Below are 17,517 nucleotides of genomic sequence, written 5' to 3' on the forward strand. Positions count from 1 at the left end.
CCAAACCTTAAAATCCATTGTGAATAGAGAATGGACAAGGTCCTTTCTAGATACGTAGTGGTTTTATATTGTTGTATTTCAAAACTAAGCATCCATTATTTTTCAACTTTTGATTTTAAATGAGTATTAGGCTATATTGTACTCACTATTTATAGATTGTAAAATTCTACCCACTACAGTTGACAAAGAGCCAAAATTTTTCAAAAAAAAGACCATACTCGCCTTAGAACAAGGCAAGCACAGTCCTTAAAAGTATAGGAAATAGATTAATGAGCAGTGAAAAAGCAACCGCAAGAGGTGGTGGCTGTAATAAATAGGCTTGTCCGTCCGCCTTCTATCCTCGAAATAAGTCCAGGAAAGGGCGAGGATAAGCACGGATAGAAGGGCCTTTAAGACCGAACCTCCGTAAAAGAAATTCAAGGCCGCTGCAATCAAAAAGCCACTACTGATTACCATTGACATCACGGAAATTCCTAACTGCTGCCGATAGCCATAGAAACTGAAAAATCGTTAGCAGCAAGGCATAAGTAAACAAGATATAAGCCATAACTCTTCCTCCATTTGGTCAAACGAAATTGAATGTAGATACCTGTGAAAAAAGATTCTTGCGAATCCTTTTGACGAGTGTTTTCCTTGTTGACTCGAGGTGCCCACACACAACCCTGCTGAAGCTATCAGGAGCAGTCAAACCAACCGACCACTCCTGCCTAACGCTCAGTACATATTCTTATTATATACACATATAGTATAAGTGATGTGGCTGTTTGTTGCAAGTGGAATTAAAAAATTATTTTCATTATTAGAATGAACTAGCACTTATCATTATAGTATGTAAACACCGAGCAGTTCCGTAAGTTGGAAATGCTCGGTGTTTCTATTTTGAAGCTTCTTGTCCTACTCCTTATCAGCCACCTTATATTCTTTGTAGCCGTCTGTCTCTAATCTAGCACGAAGATTTGCATAATCTTGTGTACTAAATCCAGAAACTTTATTAGCTGTTTCCAAATCAAGACTGTTATCAGCATTTACGTAGTATCTGTAACCGTAATAAGCATACTCCACAGAGTCATCAAACTTACCGGCTTTACTAATTTTATAGATAGTTACGAGGTAAATCTGACCAGAAACTGTTTCATCATATAAGGGAACTTTATAGGAAATGTAATCTTTTTGTTTTTCCAAGGTATAAGTTGCAAGCCCCGTATTTTGATGTTGAGATTTAGCATAAGGCTCATTTTTAGCCAATGCCTCAGCAAGATTAGAAATAGCCGAGATCTCTTTCAAACCGTCCACTTCGACTTCAATCTCAGTCGCCTCTAACTTCTTGCCCTCTGTCTGCAGATTTGATACATAGGATGGCGAAACCGTTAATTGAACCTTATCGCCATTTTTGTAATTGCTCTTCTTCCCTGAAACAGTAAAGAAATCGTAACCATCCTCATCTTCTGGTAATTCCACTTTACCATAGTTATTAAATCCGGAAAAAGTAACAGGATATTCTTCCAGCAAGGCTTTTGTGGAGATGGTTTCTGTTTTCTTAAGCCCCTCTACTTTAAATTCCTTGGACTCTTCCTTAATTGGAGACTTACTTGAAGAGGTTTTAACGGTCAAAGTTACCTTATCGCCATTACTCAATTCAGAACGCTTGTCAAATTTATAAGAAACACTGGAAATCATTGCCGCAGCTTTCTGATATTTCTGACCCAAGGATGCATCTGCATAAACCTCTGATAAAACGACCGCATCTTGATTCACCAAATCTTCTGTTTGATTTTTATTAAAGCCCGCACTTCGATAAGCAATTCGTTGAATTTCTTTGGAGTCATAACTAAGTTCACCAAATCCATCATATCCGGTAAACTCCACCTGAACCGCAGCAACTAAACTCTTAGGTTGTGACTGGTAAACCTGATAACCAACGCCTAATACTAGGACTGCTGCAGTAACTGCAGCAACTGCAACCTTATTCTTTAATGTAAATTCCTTGATTTTATCGACGTAGCTTCCAACTTGACTGACATCCATAAACAATTCTCCTTCAAAATAATCTGTAAAACTTTCCCGACTTCTGTCATTGATATAAGCACCAGCAAATTGTAGGTACACAGCACCTTAAATGACTAATCTACCCGATAGTACATATTCTCGTGGACACTACCTGTTGATACACTCAGAACATTGTAACGTTCACGACTAGCATCCGAGTCCCCAAATTCAACTCCTTTTGGAATGAAGGTCAATCCACCTGATGGAAGATTGTAGCCAAACATCAGGCTACCATTTAGATCTTTTACATAGTGAATTTGACTGCTCCCTGTCCCAAAGCTCGACGCATCAAAGACAATGGTCTCGCCATTCGGTTGTGTCCAGGTGCCATATAAGCTCGAATAGTCACCTGCACGAATGGCGTCAAGATTCATTTCCTTAGCAGCTGCTGGGGCAGCTTCTGGAATCACTGCTGGTACACTTAGCGGTTGCCAGTCAAAATTTGTTAAATCCAAACCTGTATCAGTGGGAACATCCTGCCCAACTTTAAAGGGCTTTTCTTCAATTACGGAAGCACCACTGTTATCGGCAGCTAACTTGTAGGTTGTTTGCGTTCCCTCACCATTTTGCGATAACCACTGCAGCTGGGTCACAGTACCATCCGAATTAATCTGAAAACCAGCGCGGCCACCGCCCACAGGTTGAACTTCAGAATGAGCCAAATAGGTGGATACCCCATTCTTAAGATAATAGATGGCTACTGCCTGCGCTTGCTCATTGTTTGATGAGACACCGGTTAAGAGCTCCTTTGTACCGTTTCCATCAATGTCATAAAAGACATAATGACTCACCTTATTGTCAGGGTCTGCTTTAATCTTGGTTAAGGTCTCTGCATACAACTGGTCATAATCCAATTCCTTGGCTTCCTTAGTCTCAGAGGAACTTTCTTTCGTCTCTGATTGGCTGCTAGATTGTTCGGTTGAACTTGAAGATGATGCCTTGCTTGATTCGACCTGACTGCTGGAGGGAGCTGTTGAGCTCGCTGATTGCGTTTGTTTTGTTTGAGCCTGACTACTGCTTTGCTCTGTTGAACTGCTTGCGGGAGCTTGAGACTGATTTGATTGGCAAGCCCTAAGCAGGAGGCTACAGCTAAGCAATAGACCAAGAGTGCTATATTTTTTCATTTTCTTCTAATCTCCAATAAGTGCTGTTTTCTATAAAAATTTAAAATTGAGAATCTATTCAACTTCCTTTTTTCCAGCTAGTCCCAAAGCCAATAGAACCGTTCCTAGCAAACTTAATGCTAGTCCACTTGTTGAGCCTGTCTTTGGCAGAACAGTCTCTTTGCTAGAGCTTGGTGCTGTTCCTTGATTAAACTTAGGAACATTCGCTGTCAAAATCGGTTGCTCAGCTGTGGTTACTGGATCTTTATGGAGCGTTTGAACCACCTCTGCTTTAGGAAGAGGATTTGGATTGCCTTTAACAGTTGGTAAGACTTCTGTTTCCACAATAAGAACTGACTTGCTGCCACGTAGCACAATCCGCTCGACCATTGGTGTCACCACATCTGTAACAGTCTCTGTAATCTCACCTGTCTCAGGGTTTAGACGATAGGTTACAGTCCGCATGGTATAGCCTTGGGAACCTGCTTGTTTTTCCAACTCTGTTCCCATCTCTAGACTTTGGTCATCGAGATAAACGGTACGGATCTCGACTAGATTAACCTGCGCTTGTTTGGCTTTTGTTCCCAAGGTGACAACCTTATCAATGACTGCTTCTTGGCGAATCGACGGCTCATTGGCTTGCGCCTCTTGACCAACTAAGACATAGGTCGTTGTGGTAATTTTTTGACCATCAACACCCCCGACTTCAAGGCGATAACCATAGTCTTGGGTATCATCCGCAACATAGTTGGTTTGATAAGAAAGCACCTCTACCTGGACCTTGGGTTTTGTACCAACCAAGATTTTCCCATTTTGGGCCGGGGTTGTTTTTGTTTCAATCTTATCGACCACGATTTCTTTCAAGATCTGCGGAACAAAAAGTTTCTGATACATGCTTTCCCAGTACCATTCTGAAGCCTCAACCGGACTATAGCCGACATCATAGACCGTCTCTTTCATGGCATCGTATTCCGGATTCAAACCGGCATAGGCAGGATTATAACTATAAACAGTATCTCCAATTTTCTTATAACGTTTATAGGGAACACCATTTAACCTCTTATTGATATATTTCCCTAAAGCCTCCGCCCAAGCCTCACTCGGGGTCCAGCGGATATAATCCCAAACATCTTCCTTATTTAAGAAATATTCTTCAAAAACTTTGAGAAATTCATCTGAGTAGGATAAACGCCCCATGGATTGAATATCTTTCTGAGTTGTTCCATTTGCTACTTTATAAGCATTATAATCATAGACTGTTTTGCCTGACTGATTATCAATCGCATGTCCTAATTCATGGAAAAAAGTATCAAGGAGATCGAAAGACTGTGGAATGAGAAGACTAATCACCTTCTTTCCTTGATTGGTTGGGACAGCGAACTCTCGCTCCACAGTATCCCGAAGCCAGATATCGTTGCTAGCCCAATAGTTAATTCCAAGCACATTTCCTCCTGACTCAAGTTCTTCGCCAGTCACAACTATTTTTAAGATATGAGACTTAAGTTCATCAGGTAGATCGAATAACTTCTTGATTAATGCTTCTTGCTGCTCGCTTGTTAGGAAAGCATCTTCAAAACTAATTGGAAGTTGAGTATAGCCCTTTGATGCATTGTAACGCTGAGTAATCGTCTCAAAGGCATGACGAGCAACACGGATTACGGGATTTAAAATTATGTAATCTTTTCCAGACTGTGTTTTAGGATCATAACGAGCACCCACAGATACTCTCTCTTGCATTTCTGCTTCTTTGACACCAAGTAGGAAGCGTTCATAGTCAGCCCTGGCATCCGCATAGAGTTGCTCCGTAATGGGGAGTTGACTGGTAAAATAGCCTTTAAGGGCTGTTGCTTCATCACTACCTTCACCGACTAAATCATTGATATAACGAAAGCCTGCAAGATTGGCTAAATTTTCAGATGCCTTTTTAGCTAATTCCTCATATATTGCTTTCCGAAGAGCTTCGCTATCCTCTCCCTGCAAATCACCTGTCCACGGAGTTGAAGAATAATTTCTTGAACTTGTACCGATAAAACTATAGTTTTTTAAGAGAAGTTGGAAAGCTGGATTTTGAGGATCGATACTTTCCGTAGGAAGGTAGATGTCCTCCTTATTTGGATCAAGACTCGTGAGTTTCAGTAAACCATGGCGATCTGTAACACCATTCCTAGACCACTCATTGATTGTATACTCGCCACCTGTCACCATATCCCGAATGGAGCTGTTGTTTTTGACTTCCTCTAAAGTCATTGGTTGGACATCTGAAAAGAGCTTGTCAATCACAATCTGATCGCTAGGTTTTTCTTGGGTCGTATCCAGATGGTAGAAATCACTTGGACCATATTTGTAATCCGTCGCAGCCATGGCATCCTTGGCTGACTGGTCGACCGGATCCACAACCGTCTCCTGCTGCTTGTAGCTTGTAATTTGCTCGGTTTTTCCATCAACTGCAGGTGTCTGCACCTGGCTTTGACCAACTTCAAGCGTTTCATCCGCCACATATTCCGTTGTTGCCGGAATAACTGTTGTTTCTACTTTCGGTTCAGGGACTGCGGAGTTTTGCTGAGGGGTGGCAACCAACTCTGTAGAGCTATTTTTTGGTTCAAGGACTTCATCTGCAGACACCGACTGCCCTAAAAAGGATAGAGCGATTAAAACACTCCCGACTCCTAATAGAGTCTTTCGAATCGAAAAAATCTGTTTTCTATTAAATTTCATAAAGTTTCTCCTATATGTAAAATGTCAGAATATCGGATGAGATTTAATATTCTATAGGATAGCTTAACAGAAACTTAAACCATTTTTTTCAAATGAACTTATAGGTTCAATCTTCTTCTCCGCTCCTATTTTTTCTTAGATTCGAACTTATAAGTTCATCTATGTACATCAGAGCGTCATTTGTGTATAATGTTAAATATAAATTGCAAAAAAAAAGGGGTTTTTTAATGAAGGAATGTGCATTCGCTTGGGGAGAGAATTTTAAACGTTTTCGGGAAAGTCGTGGAATGTCCCTCAAGGAGGCTGCGGGAGACTTCTGTACGCCACAGTATCTAGGACGATTTGAAAAGGGAATGCAAAAAATTAACACTGAGTTATTAGATTTACTAATCGGTCGTCTCGGCGTTAATATGACGGACTTTATTACTGATTTACATAGCTACAATCCAAGTTATTCTGATAAGATGGCAGAAACTGTCTATGCCTACATTCAAAATGGCGAAAAAGCGGATACGATTTGGAAAGAAATTGATCATCTTTATGAACATGGGAAAAAGGATGACCTCTATCTTGCCAGTTATTATGTCATCTTTTTAAAAACTATGTACCATATCCAAACCAATATCCCCTTAGAAAATCTTTTGGACCAATCAGACAATGGAGCTGGTAAAACCAGTCTCATTTCCTGCCTACTCGGAGAGATGGTTCCCAGTCAGGGGACAATCACGATGACCAGCTCCCCCCAAGAACTGGCTGTACTGCCCCAAGAAAATGTCATTCCGACGGATCTCAAAGTACAAGAATTACTGAACTTCTTCCAGTCTATTTACAAGGATGCTCTAAGGCCAGCAGAGATCGACCGCTGGTTGCAGTTTTCCCAAGCTCAGAAACAACAGCTAGCCGGGAAACTGTCGGGAGGTCAGAAACGCCTCTTGGCCTTTATCCTCATCCTCATCGGCAAACCCAAGCTGCTGTTCCTCGATGAGCCGACCGCTGGTATGGATACCAGCACGCGCCAACATTTTTGGACCATCATTCAAGAGCTAAAGGCGCGTGGGGTGACGGTTTTCTATACCAGCCACTACCTCGAGGAGGTCGAAACAACCGCTGACCGGATCCTCCTCCTGCACCAAGGCCAGTTAGTACGCGATACCAGTCCCTTTACCATTCGCAATGAACAAAACGATAAACAAGTTACACTAGCTGCTAGCTGGGCTCCAGTTGTCGCCCAGCTTACCGGAATTTCTAACCTGACCCATACAAGAGACACAGTTCAATTTCAAACGGCGGAGATCGAGCAGGTCTGGCAAGAGCTCACTCAGCAGGGTTGCCGGATTTCCGATCTCCAACTGCAAAACCAGAGCCTACTCGCCAGTCTATTTGAAAACCAAGAAGGAGACCAAGCATGAAAGCCTTACTGACTATTGAAAGCATCCGCTTCAAACGAAGCCTGGGCAGTTTCTTACTCGCCATTGGGATTCCCCTCTTTTTCTTTACCCTGTTCTCATCGACTGTTCAGATGGAACAGCCAGAGACTCAAGAATCTTTTCTAATTTCCTATATGTTAACGATGACCAGCTTTTCCATGTCTAGCTTTGCCCTCTTTAGTTTTCCGATGATGCTGGTGGAAGATCAAAAGAATCACTGGCTCAGCTTCCTCCGCCATTCTCCGCTCCCTTTATGGAAGTACCATCTGTCCAAGATTCTCCGTGTCGGGATCTGTTTTCTGGCTTCTATTCTCATCGTTTTCCTAAATGGGGCCTTCCTCAGAAATATTCAGCTAACACCAGCTACTTGGCTTCTGAGTGCCCTCTTGCTGCTCCTAACCGCAACAGTTTACCTCGCTCTAGGCCTCTGCTTGCAGCACATTCAGTCAGAACAAACCTTGTCACTGGTAGCCAATGTCCTCTTTTTACTCTTGGCCATCCTGGGCGGTTCCTGGATGCCGATCAGTCTTTTCCCAGATTGGCTCCAAGGTATTTCCAAACTAACTCCTAGCTACCATGTCAATCAACTGGTCGTTCAGTATGCCCTGAAGGGAGAATTTCTTTGGAAATCCTTGCTTGTTGTCCTTGGATATGCCATAATTTTCTATAGTATCTCGTCCATTCTCTCCAAACAAAAGAAGGTGAGGCTTCTATGAAAAAATTTTGGATCTTCCACTACCGTAAGATAAACCCTCTGTTTTTTGTCGGGCTGCTCTTTCTCTACTTTCCGTTTTACTACGCTCACTATAGCAGCTTTCCGCTCCTTTATATCGGTATGACCTTAGCCTTTGCCGTCCTCTATATTTCCCTCCTTTATACGGACCATCCTGGCTACTCCTGCCTGGCCTGGTTTTACCTGATTGCCTACATTTTTTCTGGCTTCTTCTTCGCTAATCCACTCCAAACCCTCTTTATTTTTAACCTATCGAATCTTATTTCTTGGCATTACAAAGATGAGAGCTGGAATTATCGAACCATCTCCTATGCAATTTCCATCGGAGTTATCTTCATCTGGTCCATTCTGGCCCCCATCGCCATTGAAGTGAAAGTCGCTTTGATCATCCTTCACCTCTTTGGTCTCGCCCTACTATTTGGGAATTTGGCGGAAGTCAAAAAGGAAAAAATGGAAGCCAAAATGCGCCAGCAAAATGAATCGATCAATCTCCTCCTAGCGGAAAATGAGCGGAACCGGATTAGCCAAGACCTCCACGACACCCTAGGGCACGTCTTTGCTATGATGGCCATTAAGGCCGAACTGACCCAAACACTGATTCAACAGGACCTCAAAGACCAAGCCCTCAAAGAGGTCCGTGACCTGCAACAGATCTCCAAGCAATCCATGGCCGATGTCCGGCAACTGGTTGAGCAGGTCAACACACACACCATCCACCAGGAACTCCAAATCCTGCAACAAATGCTGGAGCTGGCCCAGATCCAACTGACCATTGAAGACAAGGAACTTGCGAACAGTCTCAGCCCCCACAAACAAACCCTTGTCTCCATGATTCTTCGAGAACTGGCTAACAATCTCATCAAACACAGCCAGGCTCAAACCTGTAACCTGCTGTTCACCCAAAACCAGAAACACATTTGCCTGACCTACCAAGATAATGGTATTGGCTTTCAAAAATTCACTGGAACAGAACTCCACTCCGTCCGTAAACGTTTGATCCCAATCAAGGGAGACATTCATTTTGTGTCCCTGGCCAACCCTACCCAAATTAATATCCAAATCCCATTAGAAGAGGACTAACCATGAAGATTTTAGTTGCCGAAGACCAAGCCATGCTCCGCGATGCCCTTTGCCAGCTCCTGCGGCTCCAACCCGAGGTTAGTGAAGTCTTTGAAGCTGGTCATGGTCAAGAAGCCATTGCCTTACTAAAAACAAAACCCATCGATATCGCCATTCTAGATGTTGAAATGCCGGAGAAATCAGGACTGGATGTCCTCGAATGGAGTAAAGAACAATATCCCGCCATCAAAATCATCATTGTCACCACCTTCAAACGCCCTGGCTATTTCGAACGAGCCATCAAGGCCAATGTCGATGCTTACGTACTCAAGGAACGCTCCATCACAGACCTCATGCAGACCATCCATACTGTACTAGCCGGTCACAAAGAATACTCCCCTGAGCTCATGGATCTGCTCCTAACCCAGCACAACCCGCTTACCAGCCAGGAAGCCCAGGTCCTCCAACTAGTCGCCCAAGGCCTGTCCAATAAAAGTATTGCCCAGACCATCCACCTATCTGAAGGGACCATCCGCAACTATATGACCAACATCCTGAATAAACTAAACGCCGAAAACCGAACCGCAGCCGCTAAAATTGCCCGGGAGCAAGGCTGGATTTAAAGACAATTGTAAGCAAGAAAAAGCTTAGAATCGCTGTTACACCTAACAGGATCCTAAGCTTTTTTTGAGGTTCATATTCTTTCTAGTTTACATCCACACGTCGTTAGCTTCGACTTGCTGCCTGGTGTGTATTTAAACTAGTTTTTAACGCAATCTAGTATCACAAATATCTGTCGCTTATTTTAACTGTTCAAATTTTAAGTGAACGTTGATCCGGTCCTCATAGCCGTTGCGTTCTAAATCCCGTTGGAGGCGGTAGGAAATATAGTGCTCGGCAATATTGATATAACCAGCATCTAGTAGACGATTTTCAACCATGGACTGGATCATGCTGATGGTTGCTTTTTCAACTCTGGCTTCCTCTAAATCCATCACCACTTTTTTAGTGACCTGAGCTAGATTTTGACGGAGTGAATCATCGAGTACAAAAACAGACTGAGCTGCTTTTAAAATAGCTTGGTAGATTTTATCGGGATCAAATTCGGTTACTTGTCCATCACGTTTAATGACTTGCATACTTTTCCTCCACTTCTAGTCGAAAAAATCCCTCACTCAAAAAGAGGAGGGATCCGAAAGGCACTTCCGTGTGATGAGCAGGTTCACACAACTCATCAAGGTCCGCTCCTGCGATATGACCTCCTATGCTTGATGGGTAGCTTGCGCTACCGATCGACTCATCGCATAGTCACACTATACCAGATTCTAAGGCTTTTGTCAACTTGCTAAAACAGTCTGAAAAACTGTTACATTCGAATAATCAGCTATCCTATATTTATTGTCAACAGTTCTATCCACTTTTTAGAAAAACCATAGTGTCTCAAATCTATCTGTTCCCGATAACTTTCTTCTAGGAGTTTTTGCAACTTTTTATTCCAAAAACTTTGGGATTCTAAAGACATAGACAAGATAAGATGTCTCATTGCTATAAAGTAAATAAGTAATGTTTTACCGTCATTATCTAAATCTATCTCTAGTAACTCTCTATCAGAGCGATGAAAAGCAGGTAATGTATGGTGTAAGCGGCTATATAATCTGCCATTATGTGAGCAAATATTTCTAAGATAGCGAGGCGCATTACACCAAGATAATAGGATTTTTGCTGGAATCTTATCTTCTTGATTCAAGACTGAGCTGATATGAGCAGCAACTTTATTTCGATATTCTGGTTGTAGAGCAATAAGGAAAGACGTTAGGTTTCCAAATGTCATTAAACGAAAAACTGTCCATGGCAACACGACCCCATACTGATTAATCTGTTTGCAGATTATAGCATCATCTTGTTTTTCCAAAACCAATCGTGATAAATGATATTTTGTTTTCAAAACAAGGTCCTGCCTCTTAGGATTTTCTTTACAGTATTTAGACTGTCCCGAATAATAAAGATCATCATCTTCAAAAATATAGATTTATTTATTATATCCAATTGTCAGAGCGTCAGCCGTACTTTTCTTCAAAAAAACTTCAATACGCTCTAGTATCTCTTGAAGAAAATTCCTAAAGTAACTATCAAATAAATAGATTCTCTTAGCTTCTATATATCTTCTATTTACCAACTTTCCATATTGAGAAAAAGACTGGAAATCTGTGTCTCTTAAAAAGTCAAGACAATCCTGTTTATAAAAATCATGATTCCCATTGTAATTGAAGGACCAGTTAGAGCTTTTCTTCATGTGATTATATAACTGTTCTTCAGTTAAAGCTGGTTCAAGAGCCATTTTAATTGATTTGGTGCTAATACCGGCCTATAAATCAACTGATTTTTACCTGTAATATCTAAATTTAATGGTAAGTAATCTTTAAAATTTGTTAATTCAAGTATGTTATTAGACATCAAATATCTCTCCATAGTATGAAAAAAAGGCCACCTAGTTATACATCTCTGTACCTTCGATGACTTCTAATCTAATTAAATTATAGTACTATAGTATCTACTAAGTCAAGAATTTCCCTACCTCTTCACGACAAATATCATTCGAAAGTGATAATGTCTTAAGTAAATCGAAGCAGATAATGTCCCATAGGGGATATATGAAAAAAGCCACCGAGTTATACATTTCTGTATCTTCGGTGACTTCTAATCTGTTTTCAGTTTACCAAAACAGATTCAACGGAGTAAGTATTACTCTAGCTTCTCTTCATGCGTTTCTAGAACAGCCCAAAAACTTGCCCATCGGCATCCAAGCCCATGTGGAGGGCTGCCGGGTCCTTAGGGAGGCCGGGCATAGTGAGGACATTGCCAGCAAGGGCGACAATAAAGCCGGCTCCGTTGCGCAACTGAAACTCGCGGATGGTGATGCGGAAGTTCTGAGGGCGGCCGCCTAAGCTTGGATTGTCTGATAAGGAATAGGGCGTTTTAGCCATACAAATAGGGAGTTGGTCCCAGCCTTGGTTTTGGAAGTGCTTGAGTTGTTTGGCTGCTTTGGGAGCCAAGTCAACGCCCTGGGCACCGTAGGCTTTTTGAGCTAACGTTTCCAGTTTTGTCAGGAACTGATCCTCAACCTGGTAATAAGGGGTAAAGTCCTTTTCTTCTACCAAGTAAGGGAGGAGGGTCTTGACCAATTCTTGGCCTCCTTGAGGCCCTTTTTCCCAAACTTCTGTCAGGGCAACCGGAATAGCGGCAGCTTGGCAGAGCTCTTGCAGGAGCGTTAGTTCAGCAGGGCTATCGCCTGCGAAGCGGTTGAGGGCCACGATGACAGGACGACCAGTTGTGGCTAAACTGTTAACATGGTGGGAGAGATTGGCAAAACCAGCTTCCAAGGCTCCTAAATCTTCTTGAGCTAGATCCGCTTTGGATATGCCGCCGTGCATTTTGAGGGCTCGGATGGTGGCAACAAGGACAATGGCGTCTGGGGCTTTGCGGAGATGGGGCACCTTGATATCGAGGAACTTCTCCGCCCCTAGATCAGCCCCGAAACCGGCTTCGGTGACGGTAATATCGGCCAAGGATAGGGCAGTCTCTGTCGCCAGGACCGAATTACAGCCATGCGCGATATTGGCGAAGGGGCCGCCGTGGACGAGGGCTGGGGTTCCGTAAATGGTTTGGACCAAATTGGGTTTGAGAGCGTCCTTGAGCAAGAGGGTGAGGGCCCCTTGAACCTCCAGGTCCTTCACAAAGAGGGGCTGGTCTGCTCGGTTATAACCGATTAAAATATTGGCCAAGCGTTCTTGCAGGTCTTGAAGATCACGCGCCAGGCAAAGAATCGCCATCATTTCACTGGCCACCGTGATGTCAAAGCCATCTTCCCGAGGTTGTCCATTGATAGGTCCGCCTAACCCAATGACAATCTGCCGCAGACTCCGATCATTGATATCTAAAACCCGTTTCCAGGCGATACGACTGGGATCCAAGTCCAAGGCATTGCCCTGGTGAATGTGGTTGTCAATCAAGGCCGATAGGGTATTGTGGGCACTGGTCAAGGCATGCATATCACCCGTAAAATGGAGATTGATGTCCTCCATGGGCAGTACCTGCGCATAGCCACCACCAGCAGCCCCGCCTTTCAAGCCCATCACCGGACCTAGAGAGGGCTCTCTGAGGGCAATCATTGTCTGGTGACCTGCAGCATTCAGACTGTCTGCAAGGCCAATTGTCACCGTTGATTTGCCCTCTCCTGCAGGGGTCGGATTGATAGCCGTCACCAAGATCAGCTTGCCCGCTTCTTTTTGCTTCAATTCCATCAAGGTTGGATAGGAAATTTTCCCCTTATAGGGACCATATTGTTCAATCGCATCCGCACTTAAGCCTAAAGCTACAGCGATTTCGACGATGGGTTTTAAGGAACTTTCTTGTGCAATTTGAATATCTGTTTTCATAGCCAGTCCTCCTCTTTCCCTCTCATTATAACAAAAGCCAAATCCCTGAAAAAGGTGTATAATTGGCTTATGAAAATTTTAATCACAGCAGGTGGAACCTCCGAACCTATTGATCAGGTTCGGGCCATTACCAACCAATCAACCGGGCGTTTGGGAAGCACCATCGCCCAAGCTTGTTTGGAAGCTGGTTTTGAAGTGACTCTGATTACAACCGAACAGGCGGTCAAGCCTCCAGCCCATCCCCAGCTCCAGCAAGTCTTGATCAAAACAACCCGAGATCTGGAGCTAGCCCTCCAAAGCCAGGTGCCCCAGCACCAGGTTCTGATTCACAGCATGGCCGTATCCGATTATCGCCCCGTACAGATGGTTCCTTTGGAAAAAGTTCAAGAGGCCAATGATCTGCAAGCCTTTCTAGAGCCAGCTCAAAAAGGCGGCAAACTGTCCTCTGCGGCCGACCATCAAGTGATGTTCCTGGAGAAAACACCAAAGTTGATTCAACAGGTCAAGGACTGGAATCCCCAGCTCCGTTTGATTGGCTTTAAACTACTGGTCTCTGTCAGTCCTGAAGAGCTACTAGCGGTGGCACGTGCTTCACTGACAAAAAATCGGGCCGACCTAATTGTTGCCAATGATCTCACACAAATTGACCAAAATCACCACCAGGCCTATCTTGTTGAGTCCGATCGGGTACAAGAAGCCCAGACCAAATCCGAAATCGCCCAAAAACTGGTCGATTTTATCAGAAAGGAGTCTTAGATGGCCACCATCACCCTCGCCGTCACCGGCAGTATTTCCGCCTATAAAGCAGCTGATCTGGTCAGTCAATTGCGAAAATATGGCCACCAGGTTCATGTCTTGATGACCGAATCAGCCCAAGCCTTTATCACCCCCTTGACCCTGCAGGTGCTCTCGCAAAACCGGGTTCATCTGGACACTATGGAAGAGCCGGATCCCAGCAAGGTCAACCATATCCAATTGGCCAAGGACAGCGATCTCTTTCTCCTAGCCCCCGCTTCTGCCAATACTCTGGCTAAATTGGCCAATGGGATGGCGGATAATATTGTGACCGCCACAGCCTTGGCCCTACCGGCAACAACGCCCAAATTACTGGCTCCAGCCATGAATACCAATATGTATCTCAATCCAGCCAGCCAGAATAATCTCGCTCGCTTGCAAGAGCTGGGCTACCAAATGATTGAACCCCGGGCCTCGCTACTAGCCTGTGGCGATTATGGAATTGGAGCCCTAGCTGAGATACCGACTATTTTAGAAGCTGTAAAGGAGGTTCTTGATCTTGCGTAAATCCAATACAACTGCAGTGCTGGCTATTTTCCTAGCGGCCATGCTGGTTATCCAGTGGTTGAGTGGTTTTATTTTTAACCTACTCCCCTTTGTGATTCGACCAACCCTGATTCATATTCCGGTCATCATCGGCTCCATTCGTTATGGTCCCAAAACCGGTATGTTACTGGGCTTCTTTATGGGGCTTATCTCCATGGTCACCAATACAATTTTCCTGCAACCAACCAGCTATCTCTTCAGTCCCTTTGCGCCTAATGGGAGTCTGCTTTCGCTGGTGATTGCCTTTCTCCCACGGATCCTGATTGGGCTCTTTCCTTATTTTATTTTCCGCTTACTGCCCAATCGCTTTGGCCTCGGTTTAGCCGGTGTTGTGGGTTCCTTAACCAATACCTTCTTTGTGCTTTCAGGAATTTTCCTTTTGTTTCCAGCTATCTACCAAGGGAACCTGCAAAATTTTCTGGCCGCCATTCTCACAACCAATTCTTTTGCGGAAATGGCCCTAGCCGGATTTATTACAGCAGCTGCTTTTCCGATTTTGAAAAAAGTTAAAATAGTGCTATAATGTAAGCGATTGCGAATATAATAAAAGGAGATTATCATATGACCTATTTGGAATCTTATCAAAACTGGCTTGAGCAAGAAAATCTACCAGCTTACTTACGCCAAGAGTTAGAGGCTATGGACGACAGTCAGAAGGAAGATGCCTTCTACACCAACCTCGAATTCGGTACGGCTGGAATGCGGGGGATTATCGGTGCGGGTACCAACCGTATCAATATCTTTGTGGTTCGTCAGGCAACTGAGGGACTGGCTCGTCTGATTGAAAGCAAGGGTGAGGAATTCAAGGCGCGTGGTGTTGCCATTGCCTACGATAGTCGTCACTTCTCTCCTGAATTTGCAATGGAATCTGCGGCTGTCTTGGCTCAACATGGCATCAAATCCTATGTCTTTGAAAGCCTGCGGCCAACTCCGGAGCTATCCTTTGCGGTCCGTCACCTCAATGCCTTCGCTGGAATTATGATTACAGCTTCCCACAACCCTGCGCCATTTAACGGTTATAAGGTTTATGGGGAAGATGGGGGCCAAATGCCACCGGCAGATGCGGATGCTCTGACCAACTTTATCCGCGAAATTACAGATCCCTTCAGCATCCAAGTTGCTGATGCCGAAGCAGCCCAAGCCAATAACCTCATTGAGATTATTGGTGAAGCTGTGGATGCGGAATACCTCAAGGAAGTCCAAAGTGTAACCATCAATCCAGCCTTGATTGAAGAATATGGAAAAGACATGAAAATTGTCTACACTCCACTTCACGGAACAGGTGAGATGTTGGCACGTCGTGCCCTTGCCCAGGCAGGTTTTGATTCAGTCCAACTGGTTGAAAGCCAGCTAACAGCTGACCCAGACTTCTCGACTGTTAAATCACCAAACCCTGAAAGCCAAGCAGCCTTTGCCCTTGCAGAAGAACTAGGCCGTGAAGTTGGTGCAGATGTCTTGATCGCAACAGACCCTGACGCAGACCGCCTCGGTGTTGAAGTCTTGCAGGCAGATGGCTCTTATAAAAACCTATCTGGAAACCAAATCGGTGCCATCATCGCTAAATATATCTTGGAAGCCCATAAATCAGCTGGTACCCTTCCAAGTAACGCAGCCTTGGCTAAATCGATTGTTTCAACTGACCTCGTAACCAAGATTGCCGAAAGCTACGGCGCAACCATGTTCAACGTCTTGACTGGTTTCAAATTCATTGCTGAAAAAATCCAAGAATTTGAAGATACCGGTAGCCACACCTACCTCTTCGGTTTTGAAGAAAGTTTCGGTTACCTCATCAAACCATTCGTACGGGACAAAGATGCCATCCAAGCTGTATTGATTGTAGCCGAAATCGCTGCCTACTTCCGCTCCCGTGGCCTAACCCTCGCCGATGGAATCGAAGAAATCTACAAAGAGTACGGTTACTATGCTGAAAAAACTCTCTCTGTAACCCTCTCTGGTGTCGATGGAGCAGCTAAAATTAAAGCCATCATGAGCAAATTCCGTGACCAAGCACCAGCCAGCTTCAACCAAAGCCCTGTCGTCCTCACAGAAGACTTCAAGGAGCTAACAGCGACCGACGCTCAAGGCCAAGTAACAGCCCTTACAACACCACCAAGCGACGTGCTCAAATACACACTGGAAGACGGCTCCTGGATTGCAGTCCGCCCTTCCGGTACCGAACCAAAAATGAAATTCTACCTCGCCGTGGTTGGGGACTCCAGCCAAGAAGCCGAAGCTAAAATCGCAGCCATCGAAGCTGAAATTAACGCTTTTGTAGAATAATCGAGTAGGGACTAATCACTAGTCCCTCGCACACCACCGTGCGTGCCGTTCGGCACACGGCGGTTCAATTAACTTTTAACACATGTCGTTCAAGATAATAATCTAGACAGGAAACCAGTCCTCGTTGAGTGAGGGCTGGTTTTGATGTACGACATGCCCGTCGTACATCAAAACCCCTAGCCGAGTGATATGCTCGACTAGGGGTTTTAATACTCTTTCTATTTTGAATCCACACGTCGTTAGATTCGACGTAAGCGCGCTATAACCAAGTATATGAAAAAGGTTCCAGAGTTGATTGACTCGGGAACCTTTTTTATTGACAATTCTTCTGTATGATTTCAGACCATGGCAAATAGTCCTCTAGAACCTCTATGTGT

15 protein-coding genes are annotated in these 17,517 nt (G+C 44.1%); 8 read left to right on the top strand and 7 right to left on the bottom strand.

What is annotated here, in order from left to right:
* Nucleotides 1–894 precede the first annotated feature (894 nt).
* The 3 genes from HZY94_RS03640 to HZY94_RS10490 are packed head-to-tail and all read right to left on the bottom strand — an operon-like array spanning nucleotide 895 to nucleotide 5,864.
* Nucleotides 895–2,106 carry a hypothetical protein gene (locus HZY94_RS03640; RefSeq protein ID WP_179925057.1) on the bottom strand — a complete coding sequence of 404 codons (1,212 nt, stop codon included), beginning with the start codon at nucleotides 2,104–2,106 and terminating at the stop codon, nucleotides 895–897.
* A gap of 14 nt (nucleotides 2,107–2,120) precedes the next feature.
* Nucleotides 2,121–3,170, bottom strand: a complete 1,050-nt coding sequence (locus HZY94_RS03645; protein ID WP_179925058.1) for a DUF6287 domain-containing protein — start codon at nucleotides 3,168–3,170, stop codon at nucleotides 2,121–2,123.
* A 54-nt stretch (nucleotides 3,171–3,224) separates the two neighbouring features.
* Nucleotides 3,225–5,864: a G5 domain-containing protein gene (locus HZY94_RS10490; protein WP_228064546.1), complete on the bottom strand. Its 2,640-nt coding sequence runs from the start codon at nucleotides 5,862–5,864 to the stop codon at nucleotides 3,225–3,227.
* Between the two features lie 227 nt (nucleotides 5,865–6,091).
* Between HZY94_RS10490 and HZY94_RS03655 the strand changes: the two genes are divergently transcribed.
* Genes HZY94_RS03655 through HZY94_RS03670 form a run of 4 tightly spaced genes read left to right on the top strand, consistent with a single transcriptional unit; the run spans nucleotide 6,092 to nucleotide 9,706 of the window.
* Nucleotides 6,092–7,273: an XRE family transcriptional regulator gene (locus tag HZY94_RS03655; RefSeq protein WP_179925059.1), complete on the top strand. Its 1,182-nt coding sequence runs from the start codon at nucleotides 6,092–6,094 to the stop codon at nucleotides 7,271–7,273.
* A complete protein-coding gene (locus HZY94_RS03660; RefSeq protein WP_179925060.1) occupies nucleotides 7,270–8,007 on the top strand; it encodes an ABC transporter permease in 738 nt (245 codons plus the stop codon). Before HZY94_RS03655 ends, HZY94_RS03660 begins: the two co-directional genes overlap by 4 nt.
* A complete protein-coding gene (locus tag HZY94_RS03665) occupies nucleotides 8,004–9,104 on the top strand; it encodes a sensor histidine kinase (RefSeq protein ID WP_179925061.1) in 1,101 nt (366 codons plus the stop codon). Before HZY94_RS03660 ends, HZY94_RS03665 begins: the two co-directional genes overlap by 4 nt.
* 2 nt (nucleotides 9,105–9,106) lie before the next feature.
* Entirely contained in the window at nucleotides 9,107–9,706 is a 600-nt protein-coding gene (locus tag HZY94_RS03670) for a response regulator transcription factor (protein WP_179925062.1), read from the top strand.
* A 177-nt stretch (nucleotides 9,707–9,883) separates the two neighbouring features.
* On the opposite strand, the gene HZY94_RS03675 is transcribed toward HZY94_RS03670, so the two are convergent.
* The 4 genes from HZY94_RS03675 to HZY94_RS03685 form a co-directional block, all read right to left on the bottom strand.
* Nucleotides 9,884–10,222 carry an ATP cone domain-containing protein gene (locus tag HZY94_RS03675; RefSeq protein WP_160333481.1) on the bottom strand — a complete coding sequence of 113 codons (339 nt, stop codon included), beginning with the start codon at nucleotides 10,220–10,222 and terminating at the stop codon, nucleotides 9,884–9,886.
* Nucleotides 10,223–10,467: 245 nt separating this feature from the next.
* Entirely contained in the window at nucleotides 10,468–11,112 is a 645-nt protein-coding gene (locus tag HZY94_RS03680) for an Abi family protein (protein ID WP_331251111.1), read from the bottom strand.
* Complete coding sequence (locus HZY94_RS10495) at nucleotides 11,113–11,421, bottom strand: hypothetical protein (RefSeq protein ID WP_228064548.1); 309 nt, start codon at nucleotides 11,419–11,421, stop codon at nucleotides 11,113–11,115.
* Nucleotides 11,422–11,851: 430 nt separating this feature from the next.
* Complete coding sequence (locus HZY94_RS03685) at nucleotides 11,852–13,519, bottom strand: formate--tetrahydrofolate ligase (protein ID WP_160333038.1); 1,668 nt, start codon at nucleotides 13,517–13,519, stop codon at nucleotides 11,852–11,854.
* 69 nt (nucleotides 13,520–13,588) lie between these two features.
* Here HZY94_RS03685 and HZY94_RS03690 point away from each other — a divergent pair, with 69 nt between their 5' ends.
* From HZY94_RS03690 to HZY94_RS03705, 4 genes are read left to right on the top strand one after another with little or no spacing between them, the layout of a single operon-like run.
* Nucleotides 13,589–14,275 carry a phosphopantothenate--cysteine ligase gene (locus HZY94_RS03690; RefSeq protein WP_160333039.1) on the top strand — a complete coding sequence of 229 codons (687 nt, stop codon included), beginning with the start codon at nucleotides 13,589–13,591 and terminating at the stop codon, nucleotides 14,273–14,275.
* Complete coding sequence (coaC, locus tag HZY94_RS03695) at nucleotides 14,276–14,821, top strand: phosphopantothenoylcysteine decarboxylase (protein WP_160333040.1); 546 nt, start codon at nucleotides 14,276–14,278, stop codon at nucleotides 14,819–14,821.
* A complete protein-coding gene (locus HZY94_RS03700; RefSeq protein WP_179925063.1) occupies nucleotides 14,814–15,383 on the top strand; it encodes an ECF transporter S component in 570 nt (189 codons plus the stop codon). Before coaC ends, HZY94_RS03700 begins: the two co-directional genes overlap by 8 nt.
* 38 nt (nucleotides 15,384–15,421) lie before the next feature.
* Entirely contained in the window at nucleotides 15,422–17,140 is a 1,719-nt protein-coding gene (locus HZY94_RS03705; RefSeq protein ID WP_179925064.1) for a phospho-sugar mutase, read from the top strand.
* Nucleotides 17,141–17,517 lie beyond the last annotated feature (377 nt).

This window comes from Streptococcus danieliae (genome assembly GCF_013415245.1).
GTDB classification, from domain to species: Bacteria; Bacillota; Bacilli; order Lactobacillales; family Streptococcaceae; genus Streptococcus; species Streptococcus danieliae_A.